Here is a 15,148-nt window from a genome sequence, read left to right as displayed (position 1 = left end):
TTCTCGCCCGCGCTACTCCCGAGACGAGGCGCTGCCAATCTCGTCATCCGGGCCCTCGATGCGGTCAGGCTCGACGGGAGACGCGTCCTGCTCGGAGAGGGCCTCGAAGCGCTCCGCGAGCATGGGGCTGCTCTTGGTGAGGCGCTTGATCGTGAGCTCCTCGGCCTTCTTGTTGGCGCGCGTGAGGTGCGTCTCGGTGAGCCGGAAGGACTCCTTGATCCTCTCGAGCTGCTTGATGGCCTTGTCGATGCCGTCCATCGCGTCGGTCAGCTTGGCCGAGGCGTGCTCGTAGTCGCGGCCGAAGCCGGCCTTGAACTCGCCGAGCGCCTGGTTGAAGAAGCCGATGTCGACGCTCTCGCTCTTGAGGCGCTCGACCTCGCGGCGATACTTGACCGACGACTTGGCCGCGGCCGAGAGGAACGACAGCAGTGGCATGAAGAACTGCGGGCGGATCACGAACATGAGGTCGTGGCCCGACATGCCCGACACGTCGACGATTCCCTGGTTGTAGAAGTCGTTGTCCTTCTCGAGTGTGCTCACGAGCACCGCGTACTCGCAGTTCTTCTTCTTGCGATCGCGGTCGAGCTTGTCGAAGTGGTCCTGGTTGCGCTTCTTGTGGGTGGAGGACTCCTCCTCGTTCTTCATCTCGAACATGATCGAGAGGTACTCGGTCCCGTCCTCGTCGAACGCGCGGAAGATGTAGTCGCCCTTGGTCCCCTCCTCCACGGTGTTGTCCTTCCCGAAGGTGGCATTGGGGAAGGCGGCGCGCATCTTGTTGAACTCGGTCTCGCAGTGCTGCTCGAGCTCCTCGCCGACCATCTTGACGGTCTGCTGGGCGCGCAGGTTCTTGATGTTCTCGATCTCCTTGTCCTTCTCGCGAATGAGCTGCTCGAGGTTGAGGGCCGCGTCGCGCCTCTGGACCTCGGCGCTCTGCTTGAGGGCCTCGTTGTCCTTGCGCGCGAGCTCGGCCTCGTGGCGGAAGCGGTCGCGCTCGCCCTCGAGCTGCTGGCGCACCTCGCTCACGGCGAGGGCGCGGTCCTTCTCGAAGGACTCCTTGGCGGAGGCGAGCTCCTGCTCGAGGCTCTTGATGCGCGCGGCCCGCTCGCCTGCGGTGCGCTCCACCTCGGCGCGCTTGCGCTCGCTCTCGAGCGCGGCCTGCGAGAGCGCCTCCCTCACCTTGGACTCGGCCGCGTCATGCTCCTGCTTGACCTGCTCGCGAAGGACGTCGGCCTCGCGGCGTGCCTCCGCAAGGCGCGTCTCGACCTCGAGCTCCTGACGCTTGGCCAGGGCCTCCATCTGGGCCTTGAGCGAGGCGATCTCCTCGTCCTTGCGCGACGTCTCCTCGCGCGCGTCGCCGGCGGCCTTGGCCAGCTCGGCCTCGAGCTCGCTCTTGTGTGCCGCCTTGATGGTGGCGACCTGCGCCTCGAGCTCCTTGTGGAACTCCCTGTCGCGCACCTGCTGCACGATGCTGGCGAACTTGGACTCGTCCTCCTCGAAGACGGTGTGGCACTTAGGGCACTCGATCTCGATCATCTTGCACGCTCCTCAACGATCCTCAGCTGGATGGCACCGCGCGGGCGGGCCTTGCGTCCGCCGGTCGCCCCACGTCACAAGCTTACGCGTTCGACCGGACAAAATTTATCTGCCTATCGGGAGGCGCGACGCGCGTCCCCGGCGGGCTCCGACTGGAGCCACAGCTCTTCTCGGCGTGCGGCGCCTACGACCTCGAAGCCCTCTCCCGCGTCCTCGGGGCGGTCGAGAAGAGCGAGCTTCTGGGCGCGCGACATGTGATGGAGGCGCCACTCGAGCTTGCTCGCGGCCGAGCGGCCCTCGCAGCTCCAGAGGCCGACGAGCTCGGCCGCGCCGTGGCGGCGTGTGTAGCGGGCGGCCGCGGCGGAGCCGGAGCGGTGCTCGCCCATCCGGCGCGCGACGTCGGTCGTGATGCCCGAGTAGAGGGTGTCGTCGTCGCAGCGCAGGACGTAGACGTAGTAGGTGCTCTCGCACATGCTAGGCCTCGTCATCGAGAGCAGCGCGGATGGCGGCCGAGATCGCGCCGAGGCCGGGTGCGCTCGCGGCGTCGGGGGCGTCGGCGTTGGCGGCATCGGCGTCCGCGGAGTCGGCGGGGGCGTCCTGCGGCAGGTCGGCCACGGCGTCGGCGACGGGACCGTCGGTCCCCCACGACACGGGCGCGCCGAGCGAGCGGAGGGTCGAGACGAGCGCCTCGAGGCCCGCGGGCGCGGCGGCGCGGCCGTAGCCCTGGGTGCCAAGGCGGGCGCCGACGGCCTGCACGGACCAGCCCCAGTCGTCGAGGGAGGGCGTGCGCGCGGGGCCACCGGAGGACCAGGGCCCCAGGTCGAGGCCCTCGAGGGCGGAGCGCAGGCTCTTCTCGGCAGTGGGATCGAGCTCGGCAAGGAGCGTCGCGCGGGAGGAGCCGCGCGAGAACCAGAGCTCGAGCGAGCCCGACTCGGCGCGGCCGACGAAGGCCTCGAACGAGCGGGCCACGTCGATCCCGCGGCTCACGCGCAGGTGGAGCACCGCGAGCTGGGCGGCGAGGTCGGCCATGTTCTCGGGCCCGGCCGGCTCCATCGGCTCGACCGAGGCGGTCGGGACGCTGAGCGAGTAGTCGTCGGCGCCGGGGTCGATGAGGCCGACCTCGCAGACGCCGTCGTCGGACGCCGCGAACACGATGGCGTAGGCGGCGGCCGCCGGGACGTATACCAGTGAGTCGCGCTGCACGCTTGCCTCCATGCGGGCCCGCGCTAGGCGCGCGCGAGCGCCTGCTCGACGTCGGCGATCAGGTCGGCCGCGTCCTCGAGGCCGCAGGAGAGGCGCACCATGGCGGGGCCGATGCCCGCGGCGCGCAGCTCGTCGTCGGTCATCTGTCGGTGCGTCGAGCTGGCGGGGTGCAGGCAGCAGGTGCGCGCGTCGGCCACGTGGGTCTCGATGGCGCAGAGCCTGAGGGCCGCCATGAAGCGCTCGGCCGCCTCGCGACCGCCGGCGACCTCGAAGGAGACGACGCCGCACGAGCCGTTGGGCAGGTACTTCTCGGCGAGCTCGTGGTAGGCGTCGCCCGGGAGGCCGGGGTAGTTGACGGCCTCGACCTTGGGGTGCGCCGCGAGGAACTCGGCCATGGCCTGGCCGTTTGCGCAGTGGCGCGGCATGCGGACGTGGAGGCTCTCGAGGCCGAGGTTGAGCAGATACGCGTTCTGCGGGCTCTGGATGGAGCCGAAGTCGCGCATGAGCTGGCTCGTGGCCTTGGTGATGAAGGCGCCGGCGTTGCCGAACTTCTCGGCGTAGACGATGCCGTGGTATGACTCGTCGGGGGTGCAGAGGCCGGGGAACTTCTCGGCGTGGGCCATCCAGTCGAAGTTGCCGGAGTCGACGATCGCGCCGCCGACGCCTGCGCCGTGGCCGTCCATGTACTTGGTGGTGGAGTGGGTCACGATGTCGGCGCCCCACTCGATCGGGCGGCACATGACGGGCGTGGGGAAGGTGTTGTCGACGATCAGGGGCACGCCGTGGGCGTGGGCCGCGGCGGCGAACTTCTCGATGTCGAGCACCGTGAGCGCGGGGTTGGCGACCGTCTCGCCGAAGACGCACTTGGTGTTGGGGCGGAAGGCCGCGTCGAGCTCCTCGGGCGTGCAGTCGGGCGAGACGAAGGTGAGCTCGATGCCCATCTTGTGCAGGGTGTGGGCGAGCAGGTTGAAGGTGCCGCCGTAGATGGACTGGCTGGCCACCACGTGGTCGCCGCACTCGGCGATGTTGAAGACCGCGAAGAAGTTTGCGGCCTGGCCGGAGCTCGTGAGCATGGCCGCCGAGCCGCCCTCGAGGGCGCAGATCTTGGCGGCGACGGCGTCGTTGGTGGGGTTCTGCAGGCGCGTGTAGAAGTAGCCGGACGCCTCGAGGTCGAAGAGCTGGCCCATGTGCTCGGAGGTGTCGTACTTGAACGTGGTCGACTGCACGATGGGGATCTGGCGGGGCTCGCCGTTGCCCGGGGTGTAGCCGGCCTGGACGCACTTGGTTCCGATAGAGCTCATTCGTTCCTCCTTAGTTCGGGGTGCGCACATGCGCGTTGCGCCGCAGCGCTCCCCCATGATGCGTCCGCCGCGTTGCGCGAGGGCCGCGAGTAGGTCACTCGTAAGTAAACGGCAACGCACGAGTCGATAACAAATCAACTTACATGGCCGCGTTTTGCACCCCGTTCTGCGGCCCAACTGCTAGAATTCTAACCTTGATGGGACACTCCGGCACCCATGGGTTGAGAGTGCAACGGTCGAGACCGAGGAGACTGATTATTGTGAAGCGTGAGCAGTATACAAGCAAGAGCAAGGCGCTGGGCCAAGACCTCTCGATGATCGTCTACGGCGAGAAGGGCTACCCCGTCGTCGCGTTCCAGACTCAGAACGCCAAGTGCGGCGAGTTCGAGGAGAAGGGCATGGTGGAGACCCTGGCCCCGTTCATCGATGCGGGCCAGATCCAGCTCTTCTCGGTTGACAACATCGACGAGCAGAGCTGGTCGCTCTACGACGGCGACAAGAACGCCCGCGCCGAGCGCCAGGAGGACTACTTCCGCTTCGTGACCGACGAGCTCGTGCCGCGCGTGCACGAGTTCAACGGCACCAGCCGCCGCCCGCTTGCCGTGGGCTGCTCGATGGGCGCCGTCCACGCCGCGCTCGCCGCGATGAGGCGCCCGGACCTGTTCCAGGGCTGCATCTCGCTGTCCGGCGTCTACCGCTCCAACCACTTCTACGGCGACTGGATGAGCTCCACGCTCTACAACAACGACATCACGGCGTTCCTCCCCAACATGGCGAAGGATCACCCCTACGTCGACATCTACAACAAGCGCCAGATCGTCTTCTGCGTCGGCCAGGGCGAGGACGACGGCATCGGCGACGTCCGCTTCATCAACGACCAGCTCAACCGCCTCGGCGTTGACCACTGGTGCGACTTCTGGGGCCGCGACGTCAGCCACGACTGGTTCTGGTGGACCAAGCAGATGAGCTACTTCCTCCCGTTCGTGCTCGAGGACATCGAGAAGACGACCGCGGGCGAGAAGTTCGAGACCGTCAAGAAGCCCGCTGCCAAGAAGGCTGCCGCGAAGAAGCCGGCCGCCAAGAAGGCAGCTGCCAAGAAGCCGGCGGCGAAGAAGGCTGCGGCGAAGCCTGCTGCCAAGAAGGCCGCCACGAAGACTGCCGCCAAGCCCGCCGCGAAGAAGGCCGCTCCCAAGGCCGCAGCCAAGCCCGCCGTGAAGGCCGCTGCCCCCAAGGCTGCCGCGAAGCCGGCCGTGAAGGCCGCCCCCAAGGCCGCTGCTCCCAAGGCTGCTGCGAAGCCCGCGGTGAAGGCCGCTCCCAAGGCCGCTGCCAAGCCGGTCGCCAAGGCCGCCGCTCCCAAGGCCGCTGCCAAGCCGGCTGCCAAGGCTGCCGCCCCCAAGGCTGCTGCCAAGCCGGCTGCCAAGGCTGCCGCTCCTAAGGCCGCTGCCAAGCCCGCGGTGAAGGCTGCCGCTCCTAAGGCTGCTGCCAAGCCGGCTGCCAAGACTGCCGCTCCTAAGGCCGCTGCCAAGCCCGCGGTGAAGGCTGCCGCTCCCAAGGCTGCTGCGAAGCCCGCGGTGAAGGCCGCTCCCAAGGTCGCTGCTAAGCCCGCCGCCAAGGCCGCTGCCCCCAAGGCTGCCACGAAGCCGGCCGTGAAGCCCGCTGCAAAGCCGGCCGTGAAGCCCGCGGCCAAGCCGGCTGCCAAGCCGACTGCCGCCAAGCCGGCCGCCAAGCCCGCGACCAAGGTTTCCGTCAAGAAGAACAAGTAAGCTCTTCTCGCAAAACTCGAAGGCCCGCCGCGCAGTTCAATTACGTGGCGGGCCTTTCTCGTATGCGTCCTGCGGCGCGCGGAGGGATCACACTTGAACTTTGTCTTCATATCACCCCAGTTCCCGAGCTCGTACTGGCAGTTCTGCGACCGCCTGTCCAAGCGGGGCGTCACGGTGCTCGGGATCGGCGATACCCCGTACGACCGGCTGGCGGACGAGGTCAAGTCGTCGCTCGCCGAGTACTACTGGGTGTCGTCGCTTGAGAACTACGACGAGGTGAGCCGTGCCGTCGCCTTCCTCATGTGGAAGTACGGGCGGATCGACTGGATCGAGTCGAACAACGAGCACTGGCTGGGGCTGGACGCGCGGCTGCGCAGCGACTTCAACGTCGGGACCGGCCCCGACGCCTTCGAGGCGCAGGTGCTCACCAGCAAGGCCGACATGAAGGTCTACTACGCGCGGGCGGGCGTGCCGAGCGCAAGGCAGACAAGGCTACGCGGCCGCGAGGATGCGGTGGCGTTCGCCGAGGGGACGCCGACGCGCGCAGGCGTGGGCTGGCCGATCATCGCGAAGCCGGAGCGCGGCGTGGGGTCGCTCGGCGTGCGCCGGCTGGACGACGCCGAGGCCCTCGAAGCGTTCCTGCGGGAGTGGGACGGGTCTGACTACCTGCTCGAGGAATGCGTGTCGGGCACGATCGTCGCCTACGACGCGATCGTGGACTCGCACGGCGAGCCGGTCTTCGAGAACATGGACGTGTTCCCGCCCTCGATGCTCGACGTCGCGACGGACGGGCTCGATCTGACCTACATGACCCCACCGACCGTGGACCCCAACCTCGCACGCGTCGGACGGCGCTGCATCGAGTCGTTCGCGCTCAGGAGCCGTTTCGTGCACCTGGAGTTCTTCAGGCTCGACCATGACATGGAGGGGCTCGGGCGTGCCGGCGACTACGTTGGCCTCGAGGTGAACGTGAGGCCTCCCGGCGGACTGACGCCCGACATGATGAACTTTGCGCACTCTTGCGACGTCTACGACATCTGGGCGGCAATGGTCTGCGAAGATGGGTGCTCTTGGCGAGACGAGGGCGACCCGTACTGGTGCATCTACGCGTCCAGGCGCAACGGGCGTCCCTACGCGCACTCGCGCGACGAGGTTCGCGCGGCCTTTGGAGGGCCGCTCCTGATCGACAAGCCGGTGCCAGGTGCGCTGGCCGGAGAGATGGGCGACCACCTCTACATCGCCCGATTCGAGACGGAGGGGCAGGCACAGGAGTTCGCCCGCTACGTTCAGGAGACGCTCTAGCAGGAAGGAGACACGTGGCCATGGAGATCAGGCGCGCAGTGACCGCTGACATCGAGAGGCTCGAGGCTCTTCTCGCCCAGGTGCTCGAGGTGCACGCGACGGGCCGTCCGGACCTGTTCAAGCACGGGACGACGAAGTACACCGAGCGCGAGCTCGAGGAGATACTGGCCGACGACGCCCGTCCGGTGTTCGTCGCGTGCGACGGCGACGGCGTCGTGGCGGGCTACGCCTTCTGCGTGTTCCAGCGGCACGCGAACGACAACGTCCTGCAGGACGTGCGCACCCTCTACGTCGACGACATCTGCGTGGACGAGGCGTCCCGCGGGAGCGGCGTGGGGCGGGCGCTCTACGAGCACGTGGTCGCGTTCGCACGCGAGGAGGGGTTTTACAACGTCACGCTCAACGTGTGGTCGTGCAACCCCGGAGCTATGCGCTTCTACGAGAGCCTGGGCATGAGGCCGTACAAGATCGGCATGGAGGAGGTCCTGTGAGCGACCTGCCGCTGCTGGGCAGCCCCGTCGAGGCGGGGTCGGTCACGCTCAGGAACCGCATCGCGATGGTGCCGATGGCGACCGGGAAGGCGACGCCCGAGGGCGCCGTCACGCCCGAGCTTGCAGAGCACTACGCCGCTCGTGCGCGCCACTCGACGCTGGGCCTCGTGGAGAGCGAGCACCACTTCGTGTGCGCGGACGGCCAGGCGAAGCTGGGCCAGCCCTCCGTGTCGCGCGACGAGGACGTCGACGGGCTCGCGCGCGAGTGCGCGGCCGTGCACGAGTTCGACACCCCCGTCATCATGCAGATAAGCCACGCGGGCTCCGCGGCGAGCCGTGACGCCATCGGGGTCCAGGCGATCGCGCCGAGTGCGGTCACCTGCCCCGGCGCGAAGGTCGGACACCCCGTGCCGCGCGAGATGAGCCTCGCGGACATCGAGCGGGTCACGGAGGCCTTCGCGGCGGCGGCAGCCCGTGCGCGGCGCGCGGGCTTCGACGGCGTCGAGGTGCACGCAGCCCACGGCTACCTGCTCGACGAGTTCCTCTCGCCGCTCACGAACAGGCGCGAGGACGAGTACGGCGGCGACCTCGCGGGGCGCACGCGCATCATCCTCGAGGTCGTTCAGGCCGTGAGGTCCGAGCTCGGATCGGGCCAGGTTCTGTCCGTGCGCCTGGGCGCCTGCGACTACATGGACGGCGGCACGACGGCCGACGAGGGCGCGGCCTGCGCCGTCGAGGCCGTCCGAGCGGGGGCGGACCTCATCTCGGTCTCAGGCGGGATGTGCTACTACTCGCGCCGCGACACGCTGGAGCCGGGATGGTTCTCCGACACCTCGACCGTCGTGCGCGCGGCGCTGCGCGAGGAGGGGCTCGACGCCCCGGTCATCCTCGCGGGCGGCATCCGCAAGCTCGAGGACGCCGAGCGCCTGCTCGAGCAGGGTGCCTGCGACATCGTGGGCATCGGGCGACCGTTCCTCAACAACCCCGACTGGGGGCGTCGCCTGATCCGCAGGCTCGGCGCGAATGAAAGGCCCTCCGAGGGGCGGCCGTGAGGACCGTGCGCGGGCGGATGCGAGCGCAATTCACCCCCTCCGTGGCAAGATTTCGGATTCGCTTTTGCAAAACGTGCGCTCCGTGGCAAGGTCAAGGCGAGGCCTCGCTTCAAGTTGCTCGATTTTATGGCATAGGCTCTGACGTCTCGCCTGTTGGCACGTGAGAGGTATGCATCTAGGTTTCGCGACCGCAATTTCGAAGCCCGCGAAGTTGTACACAGAGGGGCAAAACTGCGAACGCGATTGGCAAATCTTTCCACGGAAGGGCGGAATTGCACGGGCTCGGCGGAGATGGCACTAGAGGCGAGCCCTCGGCCCCAAACTTTGCGCCTGCACCTTCCCCACGGCCCCCGCATGGCGTAGCATCAAACATCGCATGAACTTGATCGAAGGCAGACACATGGCAGACGACACCACGGCAGCAGAGACGACCGACGCGACCGAGCCCGCCACGCTCGGCGCCCTCATCCCCTGGCCCGACGACGACACCTACGCGAACATCCCCGCCGACGAGGCGCTCGACCTCTTCCTCGGTTGGGCGTCCTCGCGCGGCATCGAGCTGTGGGACCACCAGGAGGAGGCGCTGCTCGACCTCGCCTCCGGCTCGCACGTCATCCTCGGCACGCCCACCGGTTCGGGCAAGTCGCTCGTCGCGCTCGGCATGTGCTTCATGGCCGTCTGCACCAACCGCCGCGCGTACTACACGGCGCCCATCAAGGCGCTCGTGAGCGAGAAGTTCTTCGACCTCGTCGACCTGTTCGGCCGCGACAACGTCGGCATGATCACCGGCGACGTCACCATCAACGCCGGCGCGCCCATCATCTGCTGCACCGCCGAGATCCTCGCCAACGACGCCCTGCGCTTCGGCGCCGACGCCGACGTGGGCTGCGTCGCCATGGACGAGTTCCACTTCTTCGGCGACCGCGAGCGCGGCTGGGCCTGGCAGGTCCCCCTGCTCACGCTCCCCCACGCGCAGTTCCTGCTCATGAGCGCCACCCTCGGTGACACCTCCCGCATCGCGGGCGTGCTGGCCGAGAAGAGCGACCGCCCGGTCGAGACCGTTGCCAACGCCGAGCGCCCCGTGCCCCTGGCCTACCGCTTTGTCGACACTCCGCTCGAGGCCACGGTGAAGGTCGCCCTCGAGGCCGGCGAGGCGCCCCTCTACATCGTCCACTTCTCCCAGGAGGCCGCCGTCAAGAGCGCCACGTCGCTCGCGAGCTTCGGCGTCTCCACCAAGGAGCAGCGCGCCCAGATCAAGGAGGCCATCGCGGGCACGCGCTTCACGACGACCTTCGGCAAGACCCTGCGCCGCCTGCTCACCTGCGGCGTCGGCGTCCACCACGCCGGCATGCTCCCGCGCTACCGCCTCCTCGTCGAGAGGCTCGCCCAGCAGGGGCTGCTGCCGGTCATCTGCGGCACCGACACGCTCGGCGTCGGCATCAACGTGCCCATCCACACCGTGCTCATCACGGCCCTCAGCAAGTTCGACGGCCATCGCATGCGCCACCTCAACGCCCGCGAGTTCCACCAGATCGCGGGTCGCGCGGGGCGCGCCGGCTTCGACACCGAAGGCGTCGTCATCGCCCAGGCCACCGAGTACGACATCGAGAACGCCCGCGCGCTGGCCAAGGCCGGCGGCGACCCCAAGAAGGCCCGCAAGGTCAAGACCAAGCAGCCGCCCAAGGGCTTCGTCGGCTGGAAGGAGGCCACCTTCGACAAGCTCGTCGCCGCCGAGGCCGAGCCGCTGCGCCCGCGCATGCGCGTCTCCCACTCGATGGTCCTCGCCGAGGTCGAGCAGGGCGGCGACGCCTTCGAGCGCGTGCGCACCCTCATCGACGACTCCATGCAGGAGGACGAGGAGAAGGCCCGCCTCCACCAGCGCGCCAACGAGATCTTCGCGACGCTCATCGACGCGGGCGTCGTCATCCGAGAAGAGCTTCCCGACGGCTCGGCGGCCTACTCGCTGACCGTCGACCTCCCCGAGGACTTCGCCCTCGACCAGCCCCTCTCCCCCTTCCTGCTCGCGGCCCTCGAGCTCCTCGACCCCGAGAGCGAGACCTTCGACCTCGACCTCATCTCGCTCGTCGAAGCCACCCTCGAGGACCCTCCGCAGATCCTGCGCGCGCTGCAGCGCCAGGAGCGCGACCGCGTCATGGCCGAGCTCAAGGCCGACGGCGTCGACTACGAGGAGCGCATCGAGCAGATCCAGGACGTCACCTACCCCAAGCCGCTCGAGGAGCTCATCGCGGCCGCCTTCGAGCGCTACTGCGAGGACGTCCCCTGGGCGCGCGACTTCGAGCCCTCGCCCAAGTCGGTCCTGCGCGACATGGTCGAGACCGCCTCCGACTTCAAGGGCTACGTGCAGCGCTGCAACATCGCCCGCTCCGAGGGCACGCTCCTGCGCTACCTCTCGGACGCCTACCGCGTGCTCTCGCGCACCGTGCCCGAGGACAAGCTCACCGACCGCCTGCGCGACGTGCTCGCGTGGCTGCGCCTCGTCGTGCGCACGGTCGACTCGAGCCTCATCGACGAGTGGGAGGGCACCGAGTCCGCCGAGGTCGACGCAGGCGCCGCGCCGGGCGTCGACGAGGTCGTCCGCGACAGGCGCGCCCTCAGGCTCCTCGTGCGCAACGCCCTCTTCTCGCGCGTGCGCGCGGCGGCCACGGGCGACATGGAGCGCCTCGGCGAGCTCGACGGCGAGTGGGGCTGGCGCTCGCAGCGCTGGTCGCACATGCTCGAGGCCTACTTCGAGGTCCACGAGGAGATCCTGCTCGACGGTGACGCCCGCTCGGCCGACCTGCTCCAGGTCGACGAGTCCGACGAGCGCGGCGACTCCGACGGCCGCCACGTGTGGCACGTGCGCCAGATGTTCCTCGACGAGGACGGCGAGCGCGACTTCGGCCTCTCGGGAGACGTCGACCTCGACCGCACCCAGGAGGAGGGCGAGGTCTGCTTCTTGCGCTACCAGGTCGGCTTCATAGAGGACCTCATCGACAGCGAGCGCTAGGGCGCCTCGACGCCCCGCTCGTCACGATCGTCGCCCGCCTTGCCGCTACAGCTCGCGGTAGTGGAAGGAGCGCGCGCCGGAGGCGTAGTCGGCCACCACGTGACCGTCGCCCACCAGGCGGTACTTGTACGTCACGAGGCCCTCGAGCCCCACGGGGCCGCGCGCGTGCAGCTTGCCGGTGCTGATGCCCACCTCGGCGCCGAAGCCGTAGCGGAAGCCGTCCGCGAAGCGCGTCGAGCAGTTGCGGTACACCCCCGCCGAGTCGACCATCTGCATGAAGTACTCGGCCGCCTCGTCGCTCTCGGTGACGATCGCGTCGGTGTGGTGCGACCCGTAGCGGTTCACGTGCGCCACGGCCTCGCGCACGCCGTCCACAACCGCGCAGCTCATGACGTAGTCGCCGTACTCGGTCGAGAACTCGTCGGCCGCCATCTCCTCCACGGGCTCGATGCCCTCCACGCCGCCGAGAAGAGCACACACCTCGGCAGTGCCGCGAAGGCGGGCTCCCTTCTCGCCCAGCGCTGCGGCCACGCGCGGCAGAAACTCAGCCGCCACCGCGCGGTCGACGAGCAGCGTCTCCGCCGCGTTGCAGACGGCCGGGTACTGGGTCTTCGCGTCGACCACGATCGAGACGGCCTCGTCCAGGTCGGCGTCCGCGTCCACGTACACGTGGCAGACGCCGGAGGAGTGACCCATCACCGGGATGCGCGTGTGCTCCATGATGTAGCGCACGAACTCGTTGGAGCCGCGCGGGATCAGCAGGTCGACGTCCTCGTCGCAGCCCAGCAGCTCGTCGATCTCGCTGTGCAGCTCGGCCTGGAGCAGGGCGCTCTCCGGCAGCCCCGCCTCGACGGCGGCGGCGCGGATCGCCTCGAACAGCACGCGGTTGGTGTTGGCCGTCTCGCGCCCGCCCTTGAGCACCGCGCAGTTGCCGCTCTTGATGCACAGCGACGAGATCTGCACGAGCGCGTCGGGGCGCGCCTCGAAGATGACGCCGATCACGCCGATCGGGCAGGTCACGCGACGCAGGACGAGCCCCTCGTCCAGCTCGCGGGCCAGAAGCACGCGCCCCACGGGATCCTCGAGGGCGGCCAGCTGGCGCAGCCCCTCGATGCAGTCGGCGAGCTTGCCCTCGTCGAAGCGAAGCCTCTTCTGGACCGTGGCCGCGACGCCCGCCTCGGCGGCGGCCGCCAGGTCCCTCTCGTTCGCCGAGAAGATCGCGTCGCGCTTGGCCTCGAGCGCCTCGGCGACGAGCGCGAGCGCGCGGTTGCGGCTCTCGATCGAAGACGCCGCCATCGTCGGCGCCGCGAGCTTCATCTCGTGAATCTGGTTCCTGACGTCCATGCGACCACCAATCTCCTCGTGTCTTGGGTGCTTAGTGTAGCGTGTCCGGGTCGCCCGTGCGCGCGCGAGGCCTCGGGTACAATCAAGCGGAAACCCACGTCCCTGGAGGAGAGATGGCCAGACTCAAGTACGAGACCGCGCGCTTCGAGGCGTCCTATGGCACCGTGGCCCAGCTTCCCGAGCCCACCACCCCCGAGGTCTCCTTCGTCGGGCGCTCCAACGTGGGCAAGTCCTCCCTGCTCAACAAGCTCATCGGCCGCAAGCAGCTCGCCAAGGTCTCGAGCCAGCCGGGAAAGACCGCCAACATCAACTTCTTCGACGTCGACGGCGTTCGCTTCGTCGACCTGCCGGGCTACGGCTTCGCCAAGGTCTCCCGCTCCGAGAAGCAGCGCTGGGCCGACCTCATCGGCGGCTACTTCGAGCAGGAGCGCAGCTTCAACCTCGTGGTCGCCCTCGTCGACATCCGCCACGACGCGCAGAAGCTCGACCAGGAGATGCTCGCGTTCCTCATCGAGGCGGAGCTGCCCTTCGTGGTGGCGCTCACCAAGGCCGACAAGCTGAGCCGCAACAAGCAGATGCAGCAGCTCGCCAGCCTCTCCCGCCAGTTCGGCCTCTCCAAGGACCAGATGATCGTCACCTCGTCCGAGAAGGGCACCGGCATCGACGAGCTGCGCCGCACCATCGAGGACGCCTGCCTCTAGCACGGCCGCACGCCCCTGGCACGGCCGCACGCCCCTGGCACGGCGCCTGCCCCTAGCAACGGCGCAGGCTCTTCTCGCCCGCGCGAGGCTAGCCCGAGAAGGGCTCCAGGTCGCGCACCGCGTCGGCCACGTCCATGCGCGCCTCGCCGTGGTCGAGGTCGACCAGCACGTAGCGCACGTTGCCCATGCCGAGCTCCTGCATGTAGGTAAGCTGGCGCAGGCCGTGGCGGGTCTCGATGCGCTCCACGAGGTCGTGGTGCTCGTCCTCGCGCATCGCGTAGACGATGTCCACGCACGCCTGGTCGATCGCCACGATGTCCATCGACGCGAGGATGCCCACGTTGGGCGTCACGACGGGCTCCGCCGAGGTGCCCTCGCAGTCGCACGAGACCGACATGTTGCGCATGACGTTGACGTAGCAGACGCGCCTGCCGAAGTGGTCGATGGTCGCCTTGGTCGACTCGCTGATGCGCTCCATGAGCTCCTCGGTCGCGATGCTCCACTGCCCTCCGTCGGGGTACGAGTGGATCGCCTTCTTGCCGATGCGCCCGTCCGCGCAGCCGATGCCGATGTTCTTGTTCGAGCCGCCGAAGCCGCCCATCATGTGACCCTTGAAGTGCGTGAGCGTGACCATCGAGTCGTAGTCCAGAAGGCCCTCGCCCACCGTCATGTGGTCGAACCACTTCCCGCCCTCGACGGGCAGGTCGGTCGTGCCCTTGTCGTCGATGATGTCCACGGGGCAGAAGTCCCAGCCGTTGACCGCCAGCGTCTCGCGGTGCTGCTCGGTGGTGTAGCGGTCGCCCTCGTAGTACGTGTTGGTCTCGATGATGTGCGCGCCCGGCAGGTCCTGCTCCACCAGCTCGCGCACCCACGCGCGCGGGATGATGTTGGGGCCGTTCTTCTCGCCCGTGTGCAGCTTGATGCCCACGCGGCCCCCAATGGTGCCGTTCACCTTGGCGTACGCCTTGCGAAGGCCCGCCGCCGAGAGGTCGCGGGTGAAGTAGACGATCGACTCGTTGCCGGTGCGCTCGCCATAGCGCACGAAGCGCTCGCCGCCGGTACCCGGACGCGGATTCTCCTGCATGGGACCTCCTCAGAATGACTGCACACAACACTGCAGTCTACCTGCCGAGAAGAGCCTGTACCTACGCTCGCGGCCCCGCCGTTCGGCGAAAGGTGCCCGGCTCGCGCCGTCACAGGCGACGTCCCTGGCTGACGTCCCTAGGCGGCGCCGGCGCCCTTTGAATCCACCCGATCGGGCGCCACGATCTCGAACGGGAAGGTCCCCGTCCTGTTGAACGCCGCAATGAACATGCGGATCGCATTGGAGGGTGTGGTGCCGATTTGTTCCGTGGCCTCGAAGAACCGGTCCTTCTCGGACGGCATCACCTTGGCCACGATAGGGGTCATCTTCTCTTTCATGGGTCCCCCATTGCTACGTTTGAGGTATG

General features: G+C 68.5%; 13 protein-coding genes. 6 read left to right on the top strand and 7 right to left on the bottom strand.

Annotated features, from left to right (window positions below; translation table 11 throughout):
• Positions 1-12 precede the first annotated feature (12 nt).
• The 4 genes from M5D76_RS04205 to M5D76_RS04190 form a co-directional block, all read right to left on the bottom strand.
• Positions 13-1,533 carry a DUF2130 domain-containing protein gene (locus M5D76_RS04205; protein WP_248922130.1) on the bottom strand — a complete coding sequence of 507 codons (1,521 nt, stop codon included), beginning with the start codon at positions 1,531-1,533 and terminating at the stop codon, positions 13-15.
• 113 nt (positions 1,534-1,646) lie between these two features.
• On the bottom strand, positions 1,647-2,006 hold the full coding sequence (locus M5D76_RS04200) for a GIY-YIG nuclease family protein (RefSeq protein WP_248922129.1): 360 nt from the start codon (positions 2,004-2,006) through the stop codon (positions 1,647-1,649).
• Position 2,007: 1 nt separating this feature from the next.
• Positions 2,008-2,736 (bottom strand): hypothetical protein, encoded by a 729-nt coding sequence (locus tag M5D76_RS04195; RefSeq protein WP_248922128.1) that lies wholly within the window; start codon positions 2,734-2,736, stop codon positions 2,008-2,010.
• 23 nt (positions 2,737-2,759) lie between these two features.
• On the bottom strand, positions 2,760-4,037 hold the full coding sequence (locus tag M5D76_RS04190; RefSeq protein ID WP_248922127.1) for an O-acetylhomoserine aminocarboxypropyltransferase/cysteine synthase family protein: 1,278 nt from the start codon (positions 4,035-4,037) through the stop codon (positions 2,760-2,762).
• A gap of 260 nt (positions 4,038-4,297) precedes the next feature.
• Here M5D76_RS04190 and M5D76_RS04185 point away from each other — a divergent pair, with 260 nt between their 5' ends.
• The 5 genes from M5D76_RS04185 (at position 4,298) to M5D76_RS04165 (ending at position 11,652) form a co-directional block, all read left to right on the top strand.
• Positions 4,298-5,800 carry an alpha/beta hydrolase gene (locus M5D76_RS04185; protein ID WP_248922126.1) on the top strand — a complete coding sequence of 501 codons (1,503 nt, stop codon included), beginning with the start codon at positions 4,298-4,300 and terminating at the stop codon, positions 5,798-5,800.
• Between the two features lie 93 nt (positions 5,801-5,893).
• On the top strand, positions 5,894-7,102 hold the full coding sequence (locus M5D76_RS04180; protein ID WP_248922125.1) for an ATP-grasp domain-containing protein: 1,209 nt from the start codon (positions 5,894-5,896) through the stop codon (positions 7,100-7,102).
• Between the two features lie 20 nt (positions 7,103-7,122).
• A complete protein-coding gene (locus M5D76_RS04175) occupies positions 7,123-7,593 on the top strand; it encodes a GNAT family N-acetyltransferase (RefSeq protein ID WP_248922124.1) in 471 nt (156 codons plus the stop codon).
• Positions 7,590-8,645, top strand: coding sequence for an NADH:flavin oxidoreductase (locus tag M5D76_RS04170; RefSeq protein ID WP_248922123.1), 1,056 nt, complete (start codon positions 7,590-7,592; stop codon positions 8,643-8,645). The genes M5D76_RS04175 and M5D76_RS04170 overlap by 4 nt, the downstream gene beginning before the upstream one ends.
• 400 nt (positions 8,646-9,045) lie before the next feature.
• On the top strand, positions 9,046-11,652 hold the full coding sequence (locus M5D76_RS04165; protein WP_248922122.1) for a DEAD/DEAH box helicase: 2,607 nt from the start codon (positions 9,046-9,048) through the stop codon (positions 11,650-11,652).
• Positions 11,653-11,697: 45 nt separating this feature from the next.
• Here M5D76_RS04165 and M5D76_RS04160 read toward each other — a convergent pair whose 3' ends face one another.
• The gene (locus tag M5D76_RS04160; RefSeq protein WP_248922121.1) at positions 11,698-12,996 is read right to left on the bottom strand and encodes a glutamate-5-semialdehyde dehydrogenase; all 1,299 of its coding nucleotides are present in this window, start codon (positions 12,994-12,996) and stop codon (positions 11,698-11,700) included.
• Positions 12,997-13,109: 113 nt separating this feature from the next.
• On the opposite strand from M5D76_RS04160, the gene yihA reads away from it, so the two are divergent.
• Positions 13,110-13,697: a ribosome biogenesis GTP-binding protein YihA/YsxC gene (gene yihA / locus M5D76_RS04155; protein ID WP_248922120.1), complete on the top strand. Its 588-nt coding sequence runs from the start codon at positions 13,110-13,112 to the stop codon at positions 13,695-13,697.
• An 88-nt stretch (positions 13,698-13,785) separates the two neighbouring features.
• Here the strand turns inward: yihA and M5D76_RS04150 are convergent, their stop codons facing one another.
• The gene (locus M5D76_RS04150) at positions 13,786-14,781 is read right to left on the bottom strand and encodes a DUF362 domain-containing protein (protein WP_248922119.1); all 996 of its coding nucleotides are present in this window, start codon (positions 14,779-14,781) and stop codon (positions 13,786-13,788) included.
• A 137-nt stretch (positions 14,782-14,918) separates the two neighbouring features.
• Positions 14,919-15,119, bottom strand: a complete 201-nt coding sequence (locus M5D76_RS04145; protein WP_248922118.1) for a type II toxin-antitoxin system RelB/DinJ family antitoxin — start codon at positions 15,117-15,119, stop codon at positions 14,919-14,921.
• Positions 15,120-15,148: the final 29 nt, after the last annotated feature.

Source organism: Olsenella intestinalis (genome assembly GCF_023276655.1).
Taxonomy (GTDB): Bacteria; Actinomycetota; Coriobacteriia; order Coriobacteriales; family Atopobiaceae; genus Olsenella_J; species Olsenella_J intestinalis.
Note: the sequence above shows the minus strand (reverse complement) of the source record. Positions and strands in the feature narration are given on the sequence as shown.

What these genes read in the sequence shown, in the direction of transcription:
- M5D76_RS04205 (WP_248922130.1), bottom strand. Translation starts at nt 1,533, where the DNA reads ATGATCGAGATCGAGTGCCCTAAGTGCCACACCGTCTTCGAGGAGGAC.
- M5D76_RS04200 (WP_248922129.1), bottom strand. Translation starts at nt 2,006, where the DNA reads ATGTGCGAGAGCACCTACTACGTCTACGTCCTGCGCTGCGACGACGAC.
- M5D76_RS04190 (WP_248922127.1), bottom strand. Translation starts at nt 4,037, where the DNA reads ATGAGCTCTATCGGAACCAAGTGCGTCCAGGCCGGCTACACCCCGGGC.
- M5D76_RS04175 (WP_248922124.1), top strand. Translation starts at nt 7,123, where the DNA reads ATGGAGATCAGGCGCGCAGTGACCGCTGACATCGAGAGGCTCGAGGCT.
- M5D76_RS04165 (WP_248922122.1), top strand. Translation starts at nt 9,046, where the DNA reads ATGGCAGACGACACCACGGCAGCAGAGACGACCGACGCGACCGAGCCC.
- M5D76_RS04160 (WP_248922121.1), bottom strand. Translation starts at nt 12,996, where the DNA reads ATGGACGTCAGGAACCAGATTCACGAGATGAAGCTCGCGGCGCCGACG.
- yihA (WP_248922120.1), top strand. Translation starts at nt 13,110, where the DNA reads ATGGCCAGACTCAAGTACGAGACCGCGCGCTTCGAGGCGTCCTATGGC.
- M5D76_RS04150 (WP_248922119.1), bottom strand. Translation starts at nt 14,781, where the DNA reads ATGCAGGAGAATCCGCGTCCGGGTACCGGCGGCGAGCGCTTCGTGCGC.
- M5D76_RS04145 (WP_248922118.1), bottom strand. Translation starts at nt 15,119, where the DNA reads ATGAAAGAGAAGATGACCCCTATCGTGGCCAAGGTGATGCCGTCCGAG.